This is a genomic window from Neptunomonas sp., assembly GCF_016744175.1.
In the GTDB taxonomy this organism is placed as follows: domain Bacteria; phylum Pseudomonadota; class Gammaproteobacteria; order Pseudomonadales; family Balneatricaceae; genus Neptunomonas.
This window is the reverse complement of sequence record NZ_JADGEV010000049.1, coordinates 1-21,974: the sequence shown is the minus strand read 5'-3', so window position 1 is coordinate 21,974 and position 21,974 is coordinate 1. Positions and strand designations below refer to the sequence as shown.

At 41.5% G+C, this 21,974-nt stretch carries 22 protein-coding genes; 10 read left to right on the top strand and 12 right to left on the bottom strand.

Annotated features, from left to right (window positions below):
• Window positions 1-119: 119 nt before the first annotated feature.
• The 8 genes from QZZ55_RS16980 to QZZ55_RS16945 all read right to left on the bottom strand — a co-directional run bounded on the left by QZZ55_RS16980 (window position 120) and on the right by QZZ55_RS16945 (window position 7,012).
• Complete coding sequence (locus QZZ55_RS16980) at window positions 120-695, bottom strand: hypothetical protein (protein WP_293268617.1); 576 nt, start codon at window positions 693-695, stop codon at window positions 120-122.
• 494 nt (window positions 696-1,189) lie between these two features.
• On the bottom strand, window positions 1,190-1,621 hold the full coding sequence (locus QZZ55_RS16975) for a GFA family protein (protein WP_293268616.1): 432 nt from the start codon (window positions 1,619-1,621) through the stop codon (window positions 1,190-1,192).
• A 364-nt stretch (window positions 1,622-1,985) separates the two neighbouring features.
• Complete coding sequence (locus QZZ55_RS16970; protein WP_293268615.1) at window positions 1,986-2,483, bottom strand: zinc dependent phospholipase C family protein; 498 nt, start codon at window positions 2,481-2,483, stop codon at window positions 1,986-1,988.
• 89 nt (window positions 2,484-2,572) lie between these two features.
• A complete protein-coding gene (locus QZZ55_RS16965) occupies window positions 2,573-2,890 on the bottom strand; it encodes a hypothetical protein (protein ID WP_293268614.1) in 318 nt (105 codons plus the stop codon).
• Window positions 2,891-2,948: 58 nt separating this feature from the next.
• Window positions 2,949-3,302: a hypothetical protein gene (locus QZZ55_RS16960; RefSeq protein ID WP_293268613.1), complete on the bottom strand. Its 354-nt coding sequence runs from the start codon at window positions 3,300-3,302 to the stop codon at window positions 2,949-2,951.
• Between the two features lie 535 nt (window positions 3,303-3,837).
• Window positions 3,838-4,407, bottom strand: coding sequence for a hypothetical protein (locus QZZ55_RS16955; protein WP_293268612.1), 570 nt, complete (start codon window positions 4,405-4,407; stop codon window positions 3,838-3,840).
• A gap of 88 nt (window positions 4,408-4,495) precedes the next feature.
• Window positions 4,496-4,933, bottom strand: coding sequence for an ankyrin repeat domain-containing protein (locus QZZ55_RS16950; protein ID WP_293268611.1), 438 nt, complete (start codon window positions 4,931-4,933; stop codon window positions 4,496-4,498).
• Window positions 4,934-5,953: 1,020 nt separating this feature from the next.
• Window positions 5,954-7,012, bottom strand: coding sequence for a TRAP transporter substrate-binding protein (locus tag QZZ55_RS16945; protein ID WP_293268610.1), 1,059 nt, complete (start codon window positions 7,010-7,012; stop codon window positions 5,954-5,956).
• A 185-nt stretch (window positions 7,013-7,197) separates the two neighbouring features.
• Between QZZ55_RS16945 and QZZ55_RS16940 the strand changes: the two genes are divergently transcribed.
• The 7 genes from QZZ55_RS16940 (at window position 7,198) to QZZ55_RS16910 (ending at window position 14,898) form a co-directional block, all read left to right on the top strand.
• Window positions 7,198-9,144, top strand: a complete 1,947-nt coding sequence (locus QZZ55_RS16940; RefSeq protein ID WP_293268609.1) for an ATP-binding protein — start codon at window positions 7,198-7,200, stop codon at window positions 9,142-9,144.
• Window positions 9,141-10,508 (top strand): sigma-54 dependent transcriptional regulator, encoded by a 1,368-nt coding sequence (locus QZZ55_RS16935; protein WP_293268608.1) that lies wholly within the window; start codon window positions 9,141-9,143, stop codon window positions 10,506-10,508. Before QZZ55_RS16940 ends, QZZ55_RS16935 begins: the two co-directional genes overlap by 4 nt.
• A gap of 196 nt (window positions 10,509-10,704) precedes the next feature.
• Window positions 10,705-11,685, top strand: coding sequence for a TRAP transporter substrate-binding protein (locus QZZ55_RS16930; RefSeq protein WP_293268607.1), 981 nt, complete (start codon window positions 10,705-10,707; stop codon window positions 11,683-11,685).
• Between the two features lie 57 nt (window positions 11,686-11,742).
• Window positions 11,743-12,261, top strand: coding sequence for a TRAP transporter small permease (locus QZZ55_RS16925; RefSeq protein WP_293268606.1), 519 nt, complete (start codon window positions 11,743-11,745; stop codon window positions 12,259-12,261).
• Entirely contained in the window at window positions 12,261-13,568 is a 1,308-nt protein-coding gene (locus QZZ55_RS16920) for a TRAP transporter large permease subunit (RefSeq protein WP_293268605.1), read from the top strand. The genes QZZ55_RS16925 and QZZ55_RS16920 overlap by 1 nt, the downstream gene beginning before the upstream one ends.
• A gap of 74 nt (window positions 13,569-13,642) precedes the next feature.
• Window positions 13,643-14,197, top strand: a complete 555-nt coding sequence (locus tag QZZ55_RS16915) for a hypothetical protein (protein WP_293268604.1) — start codon at window positions 13,643-13,645, stop codon at window positions 14,195-14,197.
• Window positions 14,198-14,220: 23 nt separating this feature from the next.
• Window positions 14,221-14,898, top strand: a complete 678-nt coding sequence (locus tag QZZ55_RS16910) for an SDR family oxidoreductase (protein ID WP_293268603.1) — start codon at window positions 14,221-14,223, stop codon at window positions 14,896-14,898.
• A gap of 35 nt (window positions 14,899-14,933) precedes the next feature.
• Here QZZ55_RS16910 and QZZ55_RS16905 read toward each other — a convergent pair whose 3' ends face one another.
• Both QZZ55_RS16905 and QZZ55_RS20040 read right to left on the bottom strand, forming a co-directional pair.
• On the bottom strand, window positions 14,934-15,398 hold the full coding sequence (locus QZZ55_RS16905; protein WP_293268624.1) for a substrate binding domain-containing protein: 465 nt from the start codon (window positions 15,396-15,398) through the stop codon (window positions 14,934-14,936).
• Window positions 15,399-15,418: 20 nt separating this feature from the next.
• The gene (locus QZZ55_RS20040; RefSeq protein WP_366512341.1) at window positions 15,419-15,577 is read right to left on the bottom strand and encodes a LysR family transcriptional regulator; all 159 of its coding nucleotides are present in this window, start codon (window positions 15,575-15,577) and stop codon (window positions 15,419-15,421) included.
• A gap of 145 nt (window positions 15,578-15,722) precedes the next feature.
• Here QZZ55_RS20040 and QZZ55_RS16900 point away from each other — a divergent pair, with 145 nt between their 5' ends.
• Together QZZ55_RS16900 and QZZ55_RS16895 are read left to right on the top strand one after the other, a co-directional pair.
• On the top strand, window positions 15,723-16,289 hold the full coding sequence (locus QZZ55_RS16900; RefSeq protein WP_293268602.1) for a cytochrome b: 567 nt from the start codon (window positions 15,723-15,725) through the stop codon (window positions 16,287-16,289).
• A 137-nt stretch (window positions 16,290-16,426) separates the two neighbouring features.
• On the top strand, window positions 16,427-17,329 hold the full coding sequence (locus QZZ55_RS16895; protein WP_293268601.1) for an MBL fold metallo-hydrolase: 903 nt from the start codon (window positions 16,427-16,429) through the stop codon (window positions 17,327-17,329).
• A gap of 114 nt (window positions 17,330-17,443) precedes the next feature.
• On the opposite strand, the gene QZZ55_RS16890 is transcribed toward QZZ55_RS16895, so the two are convergent.
• Both QZZ55_RS16890 and QZZ55_RS16885 read right to left on the bottom strand, forming a co-directional pair.
• Window positions 17,444-19,036, bottom strand: coding sequence for a PAS domain-containing methyl-accepting chemotaxis protein (locus QZZ55_RS16890; RefSeq protein WP_293268600.1), 1,593 nt, complete (start codon window positions 19,034-19,036; stop codon window positions 17,444-17,446).
• Window positions 19,037-19,611: 575 nt separating this feature from the next.
• Window positions 19,612-20,778 carry a TauD/TfdA family dioxygenase gene (locus QZZ55_RS16885; RefSeq protein WP_293268599.1) on the bottom strand — a complete coding sequence of 389 codons (1,167 nt, stop codon included), beginning with the start codon at window positions 20,776-20,778 and terminating at the stop codon, window positions 19,612-19,614.
• 105 nt (window positions 20,779-20,883) lie between these two features.
• On the opposite strand from QZZ55_RS16885, the gene QZZ55_RS16880 reads away from it, so the two are divergent.
• Window positions 20,884-21,771, top strand: a complete 888-nt coding sequence (locus QZZ55_RS16880) for a LysR substrate-binding domain-containing protein (RefSeq protein WP_293268598.1) — start codon at window positions 20,884-20,886, stop codon at window positions 21,769-21,771.
• The last annotated feature ends 203 nt before the right edge of the window (window positions 21,772-21,974 follow it).

The following is a 21,974-nucleotide window of genomic DNA, read 5'->3' as shown; positions in this document are numbered from 1 at the left end:
ACAAGGACAAAAATAAGAAGTAGTAGCTCAAGAACAAGCATATTAACGAGGGGGCCGCATCTGTTGAAATTTCATTACTTTATTCACACCTAATACCATAGATAAAATTCAGTGCCTTTTTATCGCTGTTTAGGCCTAGCTTTATTATAACCATATATAACAAAGCATAGTGATATTAACTGCTGCACCATTAATATGGGTTTATCTTGCAATAACATTAATACTGCCGTGCTAAGATTCATAAGCATAAAGAAAAGCCAACCAATATTATTACCCCTAGCCAAATAATTACTACCCAAGAGAAAACCTAGCATCATTACAATTTCTAAAATTTGTGAGAAGGATGCAATACCAGAATGATAATTTATGCTATATAAAAGGCCAAAAATCAGCGAAGAAAAAGTAAATACCGTGACAATATTATTGAATATTTTATTTGGTTTTTTATTGTCATGGTAAGCATTATATAATCCCAACAGCATAGCAGGAGTAGCACCCGCTTCAATTGATGCTGCTATCCAATGTTGACCGCTTAGCAAAATAATAACCCATGCCGGAACACCCAGAATGTAAATTAGCCATGCTGAGAGTTTTAAGTTCTTTTTTGAGGTTCCTGTTCTACCTTCTGAAAGCGCGAGCAGTATTTTATTGATTAAGTAAAAGGAACCGCCCCATATTTGCAAGACTAAATCCATACTGTAAATATCTCACTTAGCGTTAATTCTGTCGTAGTAGACTCATCTACTATTGGATTTGTTATTACCAAATATCGAGCAAGGGAAGTTTCAAATACTGGTTATGCAATTCTGCTACGGAAAATCAGCCACATATTTATGAATACGAACCATGACATCCTTTCCCGTTTTTTCATACAACTTATAGGCGGCGGTAATACGGTGGCCACCATCTTCAAGCATATATGTTTTCCCACATCCGCAACTTAACAACTTGATGGGTTCCTTGAGTCCGTCACCGTTCTTAAGAGATTTGAAGATATTTTTTAATCTTTCGTCGTCTCCTCGAATCCAGGTGATTGGCAGCTTTACTACTTCACTAACTGGCATATAGGTACACATGTATTACATACTCCTATTCACAAAAATCCCGTAAATGCCACTCAAGTACCGGGTGCCCTTAGGGAACATACATCATATGTTTGTTATGTGATGCAACAAAATGAATTGTTCTACTATTTATAGTCATTTGCCAACTGACCATCCGATGATTCTTGATATTGCAGGTTATCATCCGTTATTTCATAAAAATCTGGTTTTTCACCAACAAATATATGTCCCATTGTCTTTAACCCTATTGGGCCATCCAACGAGCCAGCGAGGATGCCGGTTGAGTCGAAGTTAAAGGGTTCCCAAAATAGGCTTGAACCACACTTTTGACAAAAGCCCCTTTGGGCCACTTCTGATGTTTTGTACCACGCTAGGCCGTCGTTATGAGTGATTCTGATATCGTCTTTTCTTGCTTTTGTATGTGCACCAAAATTCCCATGTGATTTTTGGCACATACTACAATGGCAATTCACAACATCTCTGAGGGGCCCTTTGATCTCATATCGGACAGCTCCACACAAACACCCGCCCGTAGTCATTGAATTTTCGTCTCTCATACATTAGCTCCTTGTAAAACTGATATATACACTTACACATATAGAACTACCCTTCAATTCTCAAACACTCTACATTTACAGCAATTAACTGCATGCTCGTCAATTACCTGTTCTAGATATAGTTTTTTCTTGAAATGCATCATAACGAAAACATAACTGTAACGCGCTTAAAGTAACAATAACGACACCAGAGAAGGTAGCTCATGAAGAAAATGTAACTAGAGCAACGAGAGGTTCAACTAAAAAACATGTGAGCCAGTTCCCATTAAAGAATGTAACGGCAAGCCTCAGGACGGGAAAACTGATTAAAAATCGAGTAGTGCGGTAAACAAGAAGGTAATGGGGGTTACAAATCTTCGCGGTTTCACTTTTTTAGTTTTTGAACCCAGTTAAGTAAAAAATACAATAAACCGCCAACTAGCGCACTATAAAGGCAGGCTTTATGTAACGATTCCACAGATATTAAGCCAAGGAACAGATTATCAGTTGTCAGCGGAAAGAACGGCTCAACGTCAGCGTGCATAATACTATCTAAGAACACATGACTAAATGTGCCGATAAATGCTGATAGGAAAGATACGCGCCATTTAATTTTCACCTGCCACTGGTTATTTAAACCCAATGCAAATAAGCCAATTTCCGATAAATATTTTCCTGATAACGCTGAAAATAAGGCCAATAGCGTGGCTCCTATATACGTATGAGAGAAGCCGTGCAGATGTCCTTCGCCGGAGATTAAAACGATCAACGGCTGAATATCCATCACAATTTGTGCCCAACCAAAAACCATTAGACTGAAGCTACCTTGGAGTAGAGCTTTAACTACTATTCCCGGTCCCATGTGAAATGGAGTAAATGGCATATACTCTCCGTATGGTGAAACTTAACACCCGCCTAAAGGGTGGGCAGTTTTGAGGCGTTTATTATGAAAGCCGTTTCGATAAAACGGGGCTAGGAATCTCTTAATTCGTTGTATGCATCCGCTGCATCAGAATCTACATGGAATGATGCTGCACCAGCAAAATGAAGGTTAGTCCCATTCTTTTTAACACCAGAGACCCAGTATTCTTGACCCGTTTCCTCACAAGAGTAATTGCCACGAATACCACCGCCCTTAATGCGAGATAACTTTCTGCCACGATAATAAACAGTTTTACCCGTTTTTGAGAATGTAACCCAACCGACACGAGCATTAAATCCATCAATGCCCCCTTTTTTATTCTCGATGAACATCAATCGCTTTTCTTGTCCCTTAGTTAGTTGATTCATGTTTCCTCCTAGCATTTGTACATAACACCCTTATCGTTTGCACCTCCAGCCCAAAGGATCATTTTTCTTGTGTGATTAGAGCTGCTTTTTCGTCTATTATTTCTTCCCATATCAAATCTTTTGCTACCCATGTTTCACCAGTTTCATTATTTATGCGAAGAAGGCCCCAGCCAGTAGACCATGACATAAGCTCAAGCGAATAGGATCCTGAAGGCATTATCGTTTGATCAATGACTATCTTGAACTTTCCCCTCTTTCTATACCAAGTTTCACCCGTATTCTCATTAAAACGTACAATTGCAACCTTCCCACCAGAAGTAGGTATTGAATGTATTGAATAAACTCCGTCTGACCTGTCTGCAGTGCATGCACTAAGACTGAGTATGAATAAAAAAATCCCTATTAATTTCATTGCTAATTATCTCTCTGACTATTTATAAAGCCGTATTAACGGCCTGAAATCACACAGTGGCGAAAGGCCAAAGCTGTGCAGAAAATTGAAGTTGAAGTTGAAGTTGAAAGCTTCGTTGTAATAGAACCTCTCACTCACCAAGTAGCTCTTTCCAAACGAAGAAATAAAACATATTCCTTCCCATTAACTTAAGTTCAGGGTCATCCCGAATTATGAGATATGCCCCAGATGTAAATAGTGAAAATATGGAACTGAACAAAAGAAGTACAGCTGGGAAAAAAAGTAGTCCCTTCAAAAGGAACTGATGAAAGCCATTAATACCCATCTGTTCTATTGGAACACCAAGCTGTACTCTGATGAAAAATAAGAGAACTCCTAATATAAAGCAGAAAACAAACCTTTTTTTATTCATTACTTATCCGTGCAGCCAATACTGGTTTCTTATAAACCCTGTCTAAATTGTGCTGTTTTCTCAACGTAACTTCATGTAATGAAGGCAGCAGTCCATGCATAATATGAAGTGTATCAAACGGAATCAATTTGATACATTTGTTAGAGTTTTTTGTATCTTGAAATCATCTAGGATTATATTAAATCCATTTTGGACTTTGCTTAGGTCTTCTACAGCTACTTGATTGCTGATGTATGCGGACTCAGTTTTGGACTGAAACATATAGTATTCTGTAACATGAGGAACATCCACTCCTAGGATCGACAGATTAAACTCGTATCTATAGCCTTTAAGCAATTTTTCCCCAATGACCTTCTGTAATTCTTTTATCTCACCTCTATCACTCAACTTAAAAAATTTTGGCATTTCCGACTTTAAACTTTCAATGTCCAACTCTACAAACTCTGATAACTTAAAGTTACCCTTATCATATATTTCTATTTTTGCGATAGCATCACCAGGAGACTCAATAAAAATATATCTGTAACCATTTTCTTCTAGATCTTCCGTAACCTCCCAATTCCCTGGGTAACTGAAAGATATGCCGCTTTTGTGATAGTTTTCACTATTTATTACATTCGCATTTCTCTCTCCACACCCGATTATAAAAGTAGTTAATATTGAGAATAAAACCATTCTATATAAATAATACATATTGATCACAAAACCTTAACGTTTGATTTAAGCCGGCCTATTAGTGGTCGCTCTAGAATTATTTTCTACTTCTTTTAGTAATATCGAATTATTTCATAATTGCAGAAAATATCTCTGTACCATAGTCTCTACACAATTCTCTTGCTGTAATTCCACCTTTATCCTTAGTGTTAATACTTGCACCTTTAGCCATAAGAAGTTTTACTGTAGTTATATCTTTTGCTGTTCCTGCTATACAGAGAGTCATGAGCGCAGTAGTTCCGTCATTATCTTTTGCTTTAACATCAGCACCATTATCAATTAAAAACCTTATATTCTTGTATTTACGAACCATCGCGGCCATCATCAATGGTGTCACTCCATCATCATCGATTAGATTTACTGATTGTCCCTTGTTTAAAAAAAGCTGTATATCATTTACTTTCCCAAGACCTGCTGCTTGAATAATATTATCCCAAGCAAGTAAATTTTTTGCTGGAAATGTAAGTAATAACCCAAGCACAAATAACCTTACAGATTGTTTCATTTAAAATCCTTCTATTTTTAAAAACTACACTTTCTTCAACTAAGTTGGTCTTACTCATCACGCCTTGCTTAGCGTGTATTTTCCCGATTCCGAAATTTATTAGGTTGCATTGGTTTCCAGCAATAATAAAATAAGCGATGAGCAATATGATTAACTTCTATGTAACCAATTCATCTTAGGTATATAAATTTTCTCACTAATTTTTTTACCCCACTTAGTTTCTAAACCTACTTTTTCAAGCTCTCATGAATATAAACACCAACCTTCACTTTATCAGGAACGTCTCCTTTAACATGGTCAAACTCTATTCTTAAACCCCCATCCATAAGAGCCACCTCTAATTTTTTAAAAGCCACTTTAAGATAATCAACATCTGTAGTTTTTGACCAAGATTTTTCAGCTTCTTTTTCTTAGAAAATTCTATTTCAACAGCCTCCTTAACATTTTTTAATCTGTGTCATCTTCAAGAAAATCAGAGACCACTTGCTGAACATCAGAAGGCTCCATTAATGTGTCTCAAAAATCTAGACAAAATGATGCACCGTCCCCAGATATTCCAAACAAACAATACCGGTGAAATTCATGATGCCAGAAATTTAACTAACTTTATTTCTAGTATATTTTCGAAGCTGTCAAATTCGGATTTCAACTGCCATGAACCCACTGTTCGCTGGAGCGCTTTTGATTGAATAGTAGCTATCAACTCTAGTGGTGATATATGATTTCTAATATTCATGCCCATTGACTATTAACAGCAAATTATAAAGACCGGAGTCTTATATCTCTTTGCTCCCCTTTATAAGAAGAGAAAAATCAAGATCCGCGATGTATAGTTTTATAAATCAATAACTTGAAGAAATATGGGGTAATGTAGATAGATAAGCGAAGCCTCCATGCTCTTATTGTTATTCATTCCTTTAACGTGATCATAAACTACTTATCTTAAAGATCAATGAGTTATCACCGCTTATCTCTTTGTTAATGGGAAAGAGTGCCTCTGAGCAAGAGGTAAATTATTGCTTATCTCGCTTTTGCTTCTGCTCTTAAGTCGAGTATCTTTCCTACTGTGCGATTCCAGTTAGCCGCACATTCTGGGCCACAGCGCTCAGCCCAACGCGGTAAAATAACATCCTTAGCAATTTTATTACGCACGATAAGGTCAGACTTTGAGGGCTCTATCAATACCATGTTGCCTACCTCACCAATCGAGCACGGTCCTGCAGACAAACAAGCCAGAGCAATTGCATCTTCTTTGGCTGTTTCCTGCCACATGCTTTCCTTTAGTGCTGTAATTTCGTTTTCTAACAGTGCTTTTTGCTCACTATTTAGTAAGTTCCACTTATTCATATTCATTGCCCCAAATGCAAGCCCCCACCCTACTCGTAAGGTAAATCCATACGAAGCAACTTTATACAGCTTACTCGTATAAGCAGACATCGTTCCGGTAATTACGCAATCAACAATTCCTTTTTCAAGCGCATCAGGAACATCATTGTAAGGAACGCTCACTGGGATAGCCCCAACACCTTCGACAAAATCTCCCAATGTCGTTAGAAATACTCTTATGCGCTTCCCTTTAAGATCTTCAATATTACTTACTTGCTGTTTACACCACAGCATCTGGCTTGGGAATGGATACAGCAGCATCAACTTTGCATTGTACTTTTGTGCAAAAGCACGCTCCAGTGTTGGAAAATAAGCATTCGCTACCTGTTTTTGTACGTCAATTTTTTGCACCAGAGACGACAGGTCTGCGCCTTCAAATATTTCACTTTCAGGTACGACATACCCCGGCAAGCCAAACGCAAAATCAAACACACCCTTTTTTACAAGGCGCATGATTTCATAACCCTGCAAGCCCAGTTCAGTATGTGGCTTTATTTCACCAATAATCTGTCCATCGCTCACCTCTGCAATACGCTGATTCCAGAAGGGCCCCTCATGCTTTTGGTAGTTGGTGAAATACCCCCACGTGCCAACTGCCTTTATGATAATTGTATCGTTCGCCGCTAAAAATCCGCTAAAACCTGCGATCAAACAGAGAAAGAATGACACTGAGTATTTTTTTATTCTTTTCATAAACACCGGCTGGTACGCGTTATTGAATAATGTATTAATAGCTTTTAAAGGGTAGCCGTATTTATACTGCTGCCTATAACCGGTGATAGCAACCAAATTATAACGGCTAGCTCTTCGTCATATAATTTCTTATTCGTCGTTAATATGACTATGATGTAACATCCGTTATCTAAGGCTTCAGTTATATGAAAAGTAAGTATCGGTTAGGAATTCGTGGTCGGTTTTTCTTAGCATTTGGAGCATTAAGTGCTCTCACTTTACTCGCAAGCATCATCAGTTGGATGTCATATAACCGCCTCGGAGATGAGTTAAATCAAGTCGTTGAAGGGAACATACACACCCTAAGTTTGATGGCTGATTTGAAAGAGCAAGGCACAAAGATAACCCTCATAGCGCCGACGCTGCTCGCAGTAAAAAATGAATCTAACCGCTTAGAAATTCATCAGGATTTAAATCTAAATATATCGATCATGGCCTATTTACTGCCTCAAATTTCTGCGGCTACCCAAGATCATCTAGCGCAAAAAAATCTTTCAGAACAAATTGAAATGCTAAAATCCACACTGGCTGAGCTAGACCGTAACGTATTCCAAAAGCTAAAAATACAACAGAAAAAAAGATCAGAAAACCAGCGCCTTAGATGGGTCGCTTCTAGCTTTTTGAGTGATATCAATAGGCTCACAGAAAACGAGCAGCAGTACCTTTACAGCCTTTTAAATCAAGAAGCCTCTGACTCTTGGCTTACGATGAATAACTTTGGCAAAGACGCAGCCAGTACAATAAATGCCAATTTGCAGAGACTCTATCGCATAAAAGCTGATGTGAATTTGCTCATTAACTTAGTAGATAGAGCCCAACACCTACCAGACTTAAACTCTCTGATTGCGACCCAGACACATTCCGATGAAATCATTCAACGCATTAAACAAGACATTGAAGCGGCAGGAAATTTACACGGTGTTACAGCCTTAAAACAAACCATTGTTAATATCGTTTTTCTGACGCGGGGCGAAAACAATATGTTCACCATCCGCAGTAAGGAGCGAGCCATTATACAATCCGGTGAACGACTGCTTAGCCGTATCAGAGAAGAGCTTGGTTATTTAAACCAAGAAGTTGCCGCTCAAACGGATCATACTGAAGCTGCCGCACAAACCTCAGCACAAAATGCCCGAGAGACTATTAAAAAAGGCCGCATCTGGATGTTATTAATGGTCGCTGCCAGCTTGTTGTTCTCAATATTGATTGTCTGGCTTTATGTGGGTAAAAACATGGTGGGCAGAATTACCAGCCTCGATGCCAGCATGCGCTCGATTGCAAATGGTAACCTCGATGAAAAAGTGCAGGTGAAAGGCAATGATGAAATTGGCACTATGGCACGCTCGCTTGTTAGTTTTCGCGATCAATTGTCAACGTTACAAGAAGAACTAGTACAAGCAGGGAAATTAGCAGCACTTGGCCAGTTATCGGCCGGTATCGCCCATGAGATTAACCAACCGTTATCAGCTATTGGACACTACTCGCATAATGGTTTGCGCCTAATGAAGCTAGGTCGATTAGAAGAGACCGAGAAAAATCTTAACCAGATATCTAACCTAACTAAACGCGCAACCACTATTATCACCCGCCTTAAATCATTAGCCCGCAAGCAACAAGACAACCTAGTTAAGGTCGATCTACGCCTCGTAGTGGATAACGTATTATCAATGCTTGAAGGTGATGAAGTAAGAAAGCTAACGTCAATAGACATTAATTTTGATCATGATCGTAATCTCGTTAGTGCTGATTCTGTGCAACTTGAACAGGTTATACTTAACTTGATCACTAATGCCTTAGATGCCATTAACGACCAATCAGAAAAGCAGATAACCATTGATTGTCTACATCAACATGAGAGACTTGAGATCCATGTACGTGATAATGGCCCCGGTATCAGTAACGAATTACGCGAACAGATTTTCGAGCCGTTTTTCACGACTAAACGCCGTAGCCAAAGCTTAGGGCTCGGTTTATCTATTTCATATAATATAATTAAAAGTTTTGGTGGCAGGCTGATGATTGATAATGATGATCCGGGCAGCGGCGCGTCATTTTGTATCCAGTTACCAAAATACCGGGGAAGCAAGACATGAGCTCAGCCATATCTGATGGCCAAGTAATAATCATTGATGATGAAGAAATTGTCCGTGAGTCAATGATTCAGACACTGCAACTTGAAGGCTATAACACCAGCGCATGCGAAAACCCACAGCACGCTATTGAGCAATGTTCAATGAGCTGGCAAGGGGTGATTATTTGCGATGTGCGAATGGATATCATGGGTGGGTTGGACGTTTTGCAACTGATTCTTGAAATTGATCCACAGATCCCGGTCATCATGTTCAGTGGGCACTCTGATATTGCTATCGCTATTCAAGCAATACGCTTGGGAGCCTACGATTTTCTTGAAAAAACCGATGACCCTCAACACCATATTAATACGGTACAAAGGGCTTGGAAAAAGCGCCAGTTAGTCCTCGAGAACCGCTGTTTACGCCAAGCAATTCAAGGGCAGCACGAAATTGACAACCGTTTAATAGGCCAGACCGAAGCGATCATTCGTCTTCGAGAAACGACCTTGCAGTTGGCTCAAGTCGATGTGGATCTGATCATCAATGGCGCGACAGGCACGGGTAAAGAGGTGGTTGCCAATTGTTTGCATGACTTTAGCCCACGAGCGAAAAAACCTTTTGTGGCGCTCAACTGTGGTGCAGTCACAGAATCAATCATAGAAAGTGAGTTGTTTGGCCATGAGGCCGGTGCTTTTACCGGTGCAAATAAAAAACGTATTGGTAAAATTGAATACGCCAACGGCGGCACCCTGTTTCTTGATGAGATCGAAAGCATGCCTGCTTCACTTCAGGTAAGGCTGTTACGAGTTATCCAAGAGCGAACCTTACAACGGCTAGGCGGAAATGCCGATATTGATATTGATATCCGGGTTATCGCCGCATCTAAGGTGGACCTACGTGATGCAGCCGATCAGGGGCAGTTTAGAGAAGACCTGTATTACCGACTGAATGTAGCAAGTATCGAGATACCTAATCTTGATCAGCGTAAGGAAGATATTCCGGTGCTTTTCAGCCATTTTGTTGATCAAGCGAATCAACGCTTTGACCGCGAGAGCCGCCCAGTACCTAAGACGTTGTTACAACAGCTGCGTGCACAAAGTTGGCCGGGCAATGTCCGTGAACTACGTAATGCTGCTGAGCGTTGGACTTTGGGGCTTTCAATCGAATCGGAGACTGACATTCATGCTCACACGACACAGCAAACTAAAGACGGTAATTTAGACGCACTAGTCGACAGTTACGAACGGGAAATTATCACTGCTGCGCTGATAGCAAACAAAGGCCAAGCCGAACTAACTGCTCAGGCACTGGGTATTCCACGAAAGAAACTGTATCTACGAATGAAAAAACATGCGCTGGAACGAAATGACTTTTTAGATGAGTGAGTTAAAACTGACTCAGTATAAGGGTTAGCTGTGAGTCAAAATCGACCCAGCAGACACATAAATTTAACAACATTAAAATTAAGACACTGTTTTATAACATATTTTATTATTTTCTGAGTTTGGAACAAGGTTTGCAATTACTAAGGCAGCAAATGCCATTGGTATCGCTAACAAACCTTTGACCCGGAGAATAATAATGAAATTTGTACCTAAGAGAGCAGCTGTCCTACTTGCGTCCTTAATCACACTCGGATCGGCAAGCAGCATTTTTGCAGAGACCCAGTGGCATATGCCTACCCCTTATGGCGACGCTAACCTTCCTACCCAAATCGCTCACCAGTTTGCCAAAGAGATCAAAAATAACACGGCTGGAGAGTTAGATATTGTTGTTCACTCTGGCGCCTCGCTAATCAAGCACCCTGAAATTCCTCGTGCGGTAAAAACTGGCCAAGTGCAGCTAGGAGAAGTGTTTATCGGCATCATGGGTAACACCCACCCAGTCTTTAAGCACGATAACATCCCTTTCTTAGCAACCACTTACGATAGCGCTGAAAAACTCTGGAATGCAGCAAAACCTGAAGTTGAAAAACAACTCAACAAAGAAGGGATGATGTTGCTATACACCGTGGCATGGCCTGCTCAGAGTCTGTATACCAAGTCTGCGGTTAGCTCTTTAGCAGACCTGAAGGGATCGAAAATGCGCGCATACAGCCCTTCGACTTCTCGCTTAGCAGATTTGATGAACACGTCACCAACAACCGTTCAGGTGCCAGAAATCCCACAGGCGTTTAGCACCGGTATTATCGATGCGATGATCACCTCCCCTTCTACCGGAGTTAACGGCCAAGCATGGGATTATTTAAGTCATTACACCGATGTTCGTGCGTGGATACCTAAAAATGTCGTGGTCGTTAATAAGCGCTCTTTCAAGCGACTCGATAAGAAAACCCAACAAATTATTCTCACTGCAGCCGCCAATGCTGAAGTAAAAGGATGGGAAGGTGTTCGAGTTAAAGCCCTAGAAGATACGAAGACGCTCGCAGAGAAAGGCATTGTTGTATCAGAGCCGTCAGAAAAACTACTGACTGAGCTGAATAAAATTGGCGCAACAATGATCGAAGAATGGCAAGCAGAAGCACCTGAAGTTGAAGCAATACTGTCTAACTTTAACCAGTAATTTTCGTCGCCAACAGGCTCTGCTGCCCCAGCAGGGTCCATTACAGGGGTTATTACTATGCGTGCTTTACTCGATAAGCTTTATCTAGCGTCCGGGTACTTATCGGGGTTCTGTATTGTCCTGATTACCTTAATTATTACCGCACAAATTGTCGGTAGGATGTTCGGTTTTATCGTGCCTTCTGCCGAAGACTTTTCTGGTTATGCTCTGGCCGCCGCCACATTTTTCGGCCTTGCATATACTTTTCGTGAAGGTGGACATATCCGCGTCACCCTAGTTATCCAGCATTGGAGAGAGGGCTCACGCTATATTCAAGAGCTACTCGTACTGTTTTTTGCACTGCTACTGGTTAGCTTTATGTCTTTTTACTCTATCCACATGGTGTGGGAGTCGTACATTTTTGAAGAGGTCTCTTCAGGGTATGTCTCAATTCCAATCTGGATACCTCAAGTACCCGTCGCTGTAGGTATTGTCATGTTGAATATCGCGATATTGGACGATGTCATCGCATTACTAAGACACCACACGCCTTCTTATAAGGCCCATGAAGGCGAAATTCACCTGGAGGAAACCTAATGGATATTACAATCATAGGAGCCTCACTGGCTGCATTCATGCTACTTATGTTAGCGCTAGGGGTTTGGGTTTCATTAGCCCTGTTTGGGGTTGGTGTACTGGGCTTGTATCTATCGGGCAACGGCCAAATCGGTTTGCTCTTTGCTACCTCTACGTGGGGTGCCAGTACGTCTTGGTCGCTGACCGCATTACCCTTATTTATCTGGATGGGAGAGATACTTTTTCGTACCCGCCTTTCTGAAGATCTTTTCAAAGGTCTGTCACCTTGGTTAAGCGGACTTCCGGGTAAACTACTTCATGTAAACGTACTCAGTTGCGGTATTTTTGCTGCTGTTTCTGGTTCTTCCGCTGCGACCGCCGCAACCATTGGCCGCATGACACTGCCAGAGCTAAAAGCTCAGGGCTACAGTGACCGCATGGCGGTGGGCACACTCGCAGGATCGGGTACGTTAGGGTTGCTGATTCCACCATCAATCATCCTCATTGTTTACGGCGTTGCCGCCGAAGTATCGATTGGTCGCCTGTTCATCGCCGGCGCACTGCCCGGATTGTTATTGGTGAGCTTATTCATGGGCTATACCATTATCTGGGCACTACTGAATAAAGACGAATTACCCAAGCACGATAAAGAACACGTTTCTTTTGCTGCAAAAATTAAAGCATTACGGTTACTACTACCCATTATGGGCCTGATCGGCTTCGTGCTCGGATCAATCTATGGTGGTTTGACCACGCCTACCGAAGCAGCCGCTTTGGGTGTTGTGGGTGCACTTTTTTTAGCAGCGGTTACCGGCTCGTTAGATAGGAGCAGCTTTGGAGGAAGTCTTACTGGAGCGGTAAAAAGCTCCTGTATGATTGGAATGATTCTGGCGGGCGCTCACTTTCTTACTTTGGCGATGGGCTTTCTTGGAATTCCCCGAGCATTAGCAGAATGGATTGGACATATGTCTTTGTCTCCCGGAATATTGCTGATTTATCTAACCGTGTTGTTTGTCGCACTGGGCTGCTTTCTTGATGGAATTTCAGTAGTCGTGTTGACTGTTGCCGTGGTGCTGCCAATGGTGCAGCAAGCAGGAATAGACCTTCTTTGGTTCGGTATTTACATCGTTCTTGTTGTTGAGATGTCACAGATCACACCACCTGTTGGCTTCAACCTGTTTGTCATTCAGTCCTTAACCGGTAAGAATATTCTGTACGTGGCCCGTGCAGCACTTCCGTTTTTCTTACTGATCTTGTTTGCTGTGGTATTAATCTACTTGTTTCCTGAGATAGTAACTTACCTTCCAACTTCCATGAGCCAACGATGATCTACAGAGGGCCGCAGCTAATATGTTTCGGCCCTCTGATTAGCCTCTAATAAAAATATAGTTGAGCAGTATCGATGAATACACGATTTAAACACCTGATTAACCAATACATAAAAGCTAAAGATAACAATAAGCCTCACTTAATGAACGAGGTGTTTGCAGAGCAAGCTACGCTGAAAATGCTTGTGCAAACAGACAACATATCATTTCCAGCGGCGGTTGAAGGCCTAGGGAACATAACCCATACACTGGTTAGTGAGTTCAACAACAAGTACGAGAACATCTATACCCTTTGCTTCATCGATACCGTGCAACAGCAGGATAATAACCTTAGCTGTCGCTGGGTAGTTTGCATGACGGAAAAAGCATCCGGTTCATTGCGTTTAGGCTACGGTGATTATCTTTGGAGCTTTACAGGTCACCCCCATGCCCTTGTTAATGGTTTAACGATTACTATTGAGAATATGACTCTTTTACCTCAAGAATTGCAGCCTCACGTATTATCTTGGTTTGATCAGCGTCCCTACCCTTGGGTTCTCTCATCAGAACTACAAACAACAGTGCCCAATATTGAGCTACTCATCGCGACTCTATTGCCTATTTACCAAACCAAAAATTGCTCAACATAGAAAACTGAAAAGGAACAGATCAAATGCCTACTATATTAATTACCGGTGCTAATCGAGGCATCGGCCGCGCTTTGGCACAATCTTATCTACAAGACGGTTGGCGTGTGTTTGCTGCCAGCCGTCAGCCAAGTGAATCCTTAATTGAAGGAGCCGAGTCGTTAGCTCTGGACTTAAGCAACCCTACATCCATCCAAGAACTAAAGTTAAGGCTGGTCGATATCCCTATCGATATTGTCTGGAATAATGCGGGTGTTTATCTGGATAAAAACCAGCCTTTAGAACAAGTCGATAACAACGACTGGCTACGTTCGTTCGAAATCAATTGCATCGCGCCGATCCGTATTGCAGAAACACTGGCAGAAAACGTGAGTATGTCAGAACGAAAAGTGATTGCCTTCACCACCAGTAAGATGGCTTCACTCGCCGTAAATGGAGCCAGAGCCTACGCTTATCGCTCATCAAAAACAGCTCTCAATATGGCAGTACGCTGCTTTGCAAAAGACCAAGAAGCTCAAGACATCAGCTGCCTTTTATTACATCCCGGTCATGTAAGAACTGATATGGGTGGACCAGAAGGAGATATAGACATAGCCACCAGCATTACTGGCATGCGAACCGTAGTGGACCAAATTAACCCAACCTGTATGGCCAATATGGATGAAGGCTATTTTAATTACGATGGGAGCAGGATCCCTTGGTGAGAAAAGCCCGACCTGCCTAATGCTTATGACCTTATTTATTCAGAAGATAGGTGTTCTGCCAAAAAATCGATCAATACTCTTACTCTTCTGAATAGGTTTCGATTGAGTGAGTATAACGCCGATATTGCGGTTGGTTGTCGATAATAGTGAGTGAGCAATAAACGTAGAGTTCCTTCTTCTACATGTCTCTTGAACAAGAAACTAGGGCCAAAACCGATACCCAGGCCTTTTAACATGCCATCTATAATTAACGTCCCATCATTACTGGTTAGGCTACCTTTCACTTTTACCGTGATTGATTCACCACTGGGTGTACGAAAAGGCCAACCACGGTTCAATTTTGAATCACCATAAATCAGGCAGTTGTATTGCGTCAGGTCTGCTGGTTGAGTTGGCTCTCCCCACTTTTCTATATACTGAGGCGAGGCTACTACCTGAAAAGCACAGTCCACCAACCGACGAGATATCAGACTAGAATCTCCCCATTGATCAACCCGCAGAGCAATGTCGGTACCTTCTTCTACGAGATCCTCAACTTACGCGTTGTGCGATAAAGCAATCTTGCTCTCAAGTACCGCTCCAACAAAGAAACTTGTTTACTTACGAACGACTTAGATAGCCCTAGACGTTCTGCTGCTGTAAAACTGCCTGCCTCCACGACAACTGCAAAGGTTTCCATCAACGTTAGCGCATTCACATTAGCACTTTCAAGAGAACAATGAGTTTACTCAAAGCCCATATATTACCTTTAAAAATAACAATAAGCTTATCACATATGGTTTTCACCGAGTTCAGGTGCTAACAAAATTCTTACAAGGTGACTTATGAATACAGTACGAGTTGACGAACAGAGCTATGGAAGATTAACAAAACTGCTTCACTGGGGGATGGCTCTACTAATAATAGTGCTTGTCTCAGTTGGTACTTATATGACTGGACTCGATAAGTCAGATCCCGATCGCTTACAACTTATGGGGATGCATAAATCCTTTGGTGTAATCTTCATGCAGCTTGCCATTTTTCGTTTAATTTGGAGCCGTATTAAACGATCACCGCCGTTGCCGGGAGTTCTCGCATCTTGGGAGCGGGGGCTCTCGCGCATTGTCACCGCTTCCCTTTATTTATTAATGCTTGCGATTCCCTTCAGTGGATTTGCCATGACAAACTTTGCAGGTTTTCCTGTCAGCATATTCGGTCTGATCGAGATGCCTCAGCTGTTTGATAAAAACCAAGAAATGGCAGGGCTAGCAAAACAAGCCCACGGAATGTTGGTCTACGCATTAATAGCCTCAATATTCATGCATATTGCTGGGGCACTTAAACACCGTTTCCTCGATGCTCCAGAAGCGGATGTTCTTCCACGAATGATGCCGCTGAAACCACGCGTCTAAGTATTTTAGAAATTTTGATGATCACGTTTAAATAGAGCTGGGGACAACACAATGTATTCGCTAATGCTTCACCCCGCTCAGATCCAAAATGAGTGGTGGGATAAATAACGTCCAGTACATCAACGGAGATTATAATCATGAAAACAACAATCCGACGGGCCATATTAATATGTGGCCTGATTTTATCCACTTTCACAGTGGCTTCGCCGCAGCTTCCGACCCAAGAACCTATGGGTGGCCAAGAATTTGGTCACAGCGTCAAACATTTGGGTAATGGGTTATATGTATTTCGCTGGTGGGTTTACCGTAATATTTTCATCGTCACCGATGACGGCGTTATTGTTACTGATCCACTAAATCCGAAAGCCGCTAAGCTATTGCAGAGCGCAATTCGCAAGTTAACAGACAAGCCCGTTAAATATGTGGTCTATAGCCACAACCACCATGATCACATTTCAGGCGGTAATATATTTAAAGCAGAAGGTGCAAAGTTCATCGGCCATATAAACCTGGTTAAACAGCTAGGCGACCACCCAAGCCCCGTCATCCCAATGCCCGATATCACCTTCCAAGATAACTACACACTAAAATTAGGTGGACGATCATTGGAGCTATCCTACCTAGGCCCTAATCACGGAGACAGCCTTGTTACCATGCGCCTGCCTGAAGAGAAGGCTCTTTTTGTTGTCGATATTGTAACCCCTCGCAGAGTGGCCTTTAGAGGCATGCCTGACTTCTGGCCTGACGAGTGGATTCGCTCTTTAAAAGAGGTCGAAAAAATGGATATTAAATATGTAATCTCTGGTCACGGCCCACAAAGCCAACCGGCTATTGATCCCGCGTCAGTCGTGACAGAACAGCGTATCTATCTGGAGGATCTAATGGCCGCTGTAAAACAGGCAATAGATTCAGGCATTCATAGTCCTGATGCATTAAAGGAAAAGATTAAGTTACCTAAATATAAGAACTGGCGCTATTACGATAAGTGGTTGCCGATGAATATCGAACGTATCTGGGCCTTTTACCATATGGGCTGGTAAGCAACGATAGATTTTTAGATTATCGCTGCATGCCTAACATCTGTTCTGGTTATACATTAAAATCTGATAATCCGTCTAATAAATGTAGATTATCAGACTTTTAAATGACACTGTTTAAATAACATAATCCTCTGTCAGCGCATTAAGTCGACGTGCGGTTCCAACTAATTCATTACAAGCCTGTAAGGCTTCTTGGCTAGACTTAGCTGTACTAAATGAATGATCACTAATTTCAACAATATTTCTACTCATCTCTTCAGATACTGCTGATTGCTCCTCTGCTGCGGTAGCAATTTGCGTACTAAGATCTTGGATGGTTTTAACAGTACTATTTATATGTTCTAAAGCTTCGCCAGCTTCTTCTGCTTCTTTAACTGAAGCTTGCGCACTCTCCCTACTGTTTACCATTGCATTAACAGCAGCACCGGCTCCACTTTGTAGCTTCTGAATCATCTTTTGAATTTCATCCGTAGAAGATTGAACCCGTAACGCAAGCGCTCTTACCTCATCAGCAACGACCGCAAATCCACGCCCTTTCTCTCCTGCCCTTGCCGCTTCAATAGCCGCATTTAATGCAAGTAAATTAGTTTGATCGGCAACATCGCTAATCACTTCGAGAATAGTATCAATTTTTGAACAATCTTCATTCAGCAGCTGTATTAAGGTTTCAACACCACTGATATCTGCTGACAAGCCTGAAATACTACGTATATTTCTTTCAACAATATTACGGCCCGCTTCAGCATTTTGCTGCGCATCGTCAGCGGCTTCAGCCGCACTAACGGTACTCCCTGCAACTTCTTGTACTGTCGAACTCATTTCTTGCACTGCCGTAGCAATCATCTCTGTTTCTGTCATCTGGCTTTGCATACTCATATCAACATGCCCGCTCATCGAGGCTAATTGATCAGTCGCGACAGCCATATCAGATGACGCTTCTTGTACTCTCCCAATCGTTGCTCTAATTTTTGCCCGTATCATATCTAGCCCTAGCTGGGTTTCTCCCATGGCTCCAGGCTTATCCACGACAACACGAACATTAAGATATCCATTAGAGATAGCCTTAGTTGTCTTTGCCATTTCTCTAACAGGTTTAATAACTTGTGAGTTAACCCAGAAAAAACCAAATACATATAAACAGACAGCAGCACTAGATATACCGATAAGACCAATGGAGCTATCAAAATATGATGTTGCAAATGCAGACCCAAGCAATAACAACCATACACTTTGAAGTAATTTGAATTGAGTACTTACCCGCAAACGATAATCCCGTTTCGTAGGTAGAGATGTAAGATTTTGGCTGGTGATCTTTTCATAAAGCTCACTCGCTTTATCTATCTGTTGTTGCGTAGCTTTACTACGAACAGATTGGTAACCAATAATTTTACCGCTTTTAATAATGGGTGTGACAAAAGCTTCTACCCAATAGAAATCACCATTTTTACAACGGTTCTTAACAATGCCTCGCCAAGGTTTTCCTGCTTTTACGGTGTCCCAAAGATCCTTGTAAGCTAAGGCGGGCATATCCGGGTGTCGCACTACGTTGTGATTTACACCTACTAACTCATTTTCTTCGAAGCCACTGATATCCAAGAAATCATTATTAACATAAGTAATGGCTCCCTTAAGATCAGTCATTGAGATGATTGTTTGATCTTCTTTTAATTTAACTTCACGCTGCGTAACCGGCATGTTTACTTTCATTTAGCGAACCTTCCACAATAGAATATCTAGGCTCCTCCAACAAAAATTAATTTATTTAAGGTCCCCCGCACAGATATTGTTGCGTATCCCCTAAACATCAATTCAGGGTAAATAACAACATACGTCATCACAGTTAGAGGGTTTCCATTGCGCCGATCCGCATACCAAAACTGTTAATACAATAACCAACCCATCAAATATAAAAACGAGCCACAACCTAGAATAAATTCCTCTTATACAAAGAGGCTTACATTTAAGTATTAAATACTATAGTTCAACAAGTTATATAGTTTCTTGATATAAATCATTTCATGAAAAAAACACTATTACCGTGTTTGGGCCAACACGTTAACTCTTATGTAGTCGATATATGAAACCATCCAGTGTGCCATTCGACTCTACTATCTATTCAGTTTCAATGATCATGATATGAAGGTCTACTGATTGAACGTGGATTAATGATTCACTAGGTAGGGAGTCTCAAAGGAAGCTGGGGCTCTCAGGAATTAAAGGTATAGTGGTTACAACAGCAACATAATCCCGTGATAAGTAAGATAATGCTGCCTTCTACTGCTTCAGAATAGCTTTTTTTCCAAAACTCTTAAGCGGCTTTTAAATTCTGAACGGTCAACATAACACCCCCTTAAGTGGCGTTTACCAATGTTTTCATCGAACTCATTACGACCATGAAGCACTCGGCGGTTATCAAACACCACCATTTCACCTGCAGCCAATTTGAGTTCAATTTTATAGCGAGCATCTTTTAACCGGCTCATCAGGTCACGATAAGCAATGTAGTAGTCGTACATGACTTCGCTAGGCAGGTCAAAAATACCTGCAAGATGAGCGTTGTATTTGATTTCAATAATATTACCGAAGCTATCCACATTAATAATAGGATGATGCTGGCGAATATCGTGCGCATTATCATGAAAGCGAAATGGAATGACGTACTCAGAAAGTAATCGAAAATACTCCGGCTGATCTACACGCAGATCTTCTAACACTTTTAAACCATCCACAAATGTAGATTCCCCACCAACACTTTCATTACTCAAGCAATGTAAAAACTGGTATCCCGGAGGCACTTCCTGATTTGCTAAATCGGTATGCAATGGCAATGACATAGAGGTATATGCGAGATTAATAGGATTTTTTTCCGATACCACATCAAAAGTCGTTCCGAAATTAGTCTGGCGTAGGTAATCGATCCTGCTTGCCGTTTGCTTAACAGCTTCTGGCTTATCCGGCATACCATTAATAATGGCGAGACCGCACTTATCCAACGCACTCATCCACTCATACAAAGCTATATCACTAGCCATAATTCTCAGCTGGTTTCCTATCGGAATCTTATCAACAAACTCACACCCCCAGCTTTGATAGCCACTGCTATGATCTTTTGCCAATTCACTGGAGTAACAAAACTCCCGCAGCCAGCTTTGCTCAAAATAGCTAGTATGCCCTTGCTCAGACCATTCAATAATAAGCACCCCTTCATCAAGAGTAATTGATAACGGATGAATATCATTTGTAACACTTAACAGATCAAAGCAACGCTCACCTGTTTGTGGGTGAAATGCTGTGGGGCAGTTATCACGCAACCAGATATAGTGATAAAGCGTATGGGTGCCATCATTCCAACAAGTCTGTATAGCACGGTCGTTTTGCTCAACAGATTCAATATAAAAATCATTAACTATTAAAGAATTTGAGATTGGTTCTGATGGAGACATTTGCATTTGAGTTGACCCTGCATATACATGGAGTAAAGAACTACACCATGCTATGTTGATAAACCTACTTATTCAAACAATGAATTATGCCCCACTTAATAAGAAAATCTAATGAATAAAAGCGTGAACCTTCCACCACTCAATTGGCTAAAAACATTTGAGTCTGCTGCAAGATTACTCAATTTCAGTGCAGCTGGGAGGGAGTTACATCTGACACAATCCGCTGTGAGCCAACAAGTACGGCTTTTAGAACACCACCTAGGTGAACCGCTGTTTATCAGGGAACATCGCACCGTATATTTAACTAACAGTGGTTTGGCATATTTACCCGTAGTACAGAGCGCGATCAGCAATTTGCAACGTAACACCTCTGAGATTTTTTCCCCGCTTGGTAAAGGTCGCTTGGTGATTGAAGTTAATATCGCTTTTTCGATAATGTGGTTAACTCCTAGACTAAGCTGCTTTTGCGCTATGTACCCCGAACTAAAATTACAACTTGTTCATGCCAACTGGGATAATGAATACAATCGAAGTCCTGCGGATGTCACCATCATGCATGGCAATGGTGATTGGCCTGGGATGCACTTACATCCGTTATTTACATCCAACCTAAAGCCCTACTGCTCACCCACGCTGGCTGACCAGTTAAATGCCCCTAGCGATTTGCTAGCTGTGCCTCTATTGGAAATAATAGGTAATCGACAAGGGTGGCAAGAGTGGTTTCAGAAAGCCTCAGTGAAAATTGATAGTGCAGATATTATCTATCATAAGACAGATAACTTGGCTGCAGGAATGTCGATGGGCGAAGCAGGGCTAGGCGTGTTTCTGGGCTACCCTGATTTCTTTACTCGCCAGCGCAGCCACCACACATTATTAGCACCCTTTGATATCTGCATTGAAACTGAAGATAACTATTATCTAGCCTACCCAAAAGGAAAGCCTCTTTCTAAATCGGCAGCAGTCTTCAATGAATGGTTACTAAATGAGCTGAAGATATAAAAATCAAAGAACCGAAGCGTTGTTAAGACTTTATTTCTGTAGGCTAACATAATCAATCCGTTCGATTGTTATAGCTGTCAAATGCTACAATCAGTTCATTAGATAATTTCTTTCAGCAACCACCGGTTACAGACTCTATGAGCAAAGGTACAACACCCATTTACAAAACTCGCACCCAAATGGTTGCAGATATTTTGCGCGAG

Excerpts from the sequence above, each read along its gene's own strand:
- QZZ55_RS16980 (WP_293268617.1), bottom strand. The coding sequence starts at position 695 with ATGGATTTAGTCTTGCAAATATGGGGCGGTTCCTTTTACTTAATCAAT.
- QZZ55_RS16975 (WP_293268616.1), bottom strand. The coding sequence starts at position 1,621 with ATGAGAGACGAAAATTCAATGACTACGGGCGGGTGTTTGTGTGGAGCT.
- QZZ55_RS16970 (WP_293268615.1), bottom strand. The coding sequence starts at position 2,483 with ATGCCATTTACTCCATTTCACATGGGACCGGGAATAGTAGTTAAAGCT.
- QZZ55_RS16965 (WP_293268614.1), bottom strand. The coding sequence starts at position 2,890 with ATGAATCAACTAACTAAGGGACAAGAAAAGCGATTGATGTTCATCGAG.
- QZZ55_RS16960 (WP_293268613.1), bottom strand. The coding sequence starts at position 3,302 with ATGAAATTAATAGGGATTTTTTTATTCATACTCAGTCTTAGTGCATGC.
- QZZ55_RS16955 (WP_293268612.1), bottom strand. The coding sequence starts at position 4,407 with ATGTATTATTTATATAGAATGGTTTTATTCTCAATATTAACTACTTTT.
- QZZ55_RS16950 (WP_293268611.1), bottom strand. The coding sequence starts at position 4,933 with ATGAAACAATCTGTAAGGTTATTTGTGCTTGGGTTATTACTTACATTT.
- QZZ55_RS16945 (WP_293268610.1), bottom strand. The coding sequence starts at position 7,012 with ATGAAAAGAATAAAAAAATACTCAGTGTCATTCTTTCTCTGTTTGATC.
- QZZ55_RS16940 (WP_293268609.1), top strand. The coding sequence starts at position 7,198 with ATGAAAAGTAAGTATCGGTTAGGAATTCGTGGTCGGTTTTTCTTAGCA.
- QZZ55_RS16935 (WP_293268608.1), top strand. The coding sequence starts at position 9,141 with ATGAGCTCAGCCATATCTGATGGCCAAGTAATAATCATTGATGATGAA.
- QZZ55_RS16930 (WP_293268607.1), top strand. The coding sequence starts at position 10,705 with ATGAAATTTGTACCTAAGAGAGCAGCTGTCCTACTTGCGTCCTTAATC.
- QZZ55_RS16925 (WP_293268606.1), top strand. The coding sequence starts at position 11,743 with ATGCGTGCTTTACTCGATAAGCTTTATCTAGCGTCCGGGTACTTATCG.
- QZZ55_RS16920 (WP_293268605.1), top strand. The coding sequence starts at position 12,261 with ATGGATATTACAATCATAGGAGCCTCACTGGCTGCATTCATGCTACTT.
- QZZ55_RS16915 (WP_293268604.1), top strand. The coding sequence starts at position 13,643 with ATGAATACACGATTTAAACACCTGATTAACCAATACATAAAAGCTAAA.
- QZZ55_RS16910 (WP_293268603.1), top strand. The coding sequence starts at position 14,221 with ATGCCTACTATATTAATTACCGGTGCTAATCGAGGCATCGGCCGCGCT.
- QZZ55_RS20040 (WP_366512341.1), bottom strand. The coding sequence starts at position 15,577 with ATGGAAACCTTTGCAGTTGTCGTGGAGGCAGGCAGTTTTACAGCAGCA.
- QZZ55_RS16900 (WP_293268602.1), top strand. The coding sequence starts at position 15,723 with ATGAATACAGTACGAGTTGACGAACAGAGCTATGGAAGATTAACAAAA.
- QZZ55_RS16895 (WP_293268601.1), top strand. The coding sequence starts at position 16,427 with ATGAAAACAACAATCCGACGGGCCATATTAATATGTGGCCTGATTTTA.
- QZZ55_RS16890 (WP_293268600.1), bottom strand. The coding sequence starts at position 19,036 with ATGAAAGTAAACATGCCGGTTACGCAGCGTGAAGTTAAATTAAAAGAA.
- QZZ55_RS16885 (WP_293268599.1), bottom strand. The coding sequence starts at position 20,778 with ATGCAAATGTCTCCATCAGAACCAATCTCAAATTCTTTAATAGTTAAT.
- QZZ55_RS16880 (WP_293268598.1), top strand. The coding sequence starts at position 20,884 with ATGAATAAAAGCGTGAACCTTCCACCACTCAATTGGCTAAAAACATTT.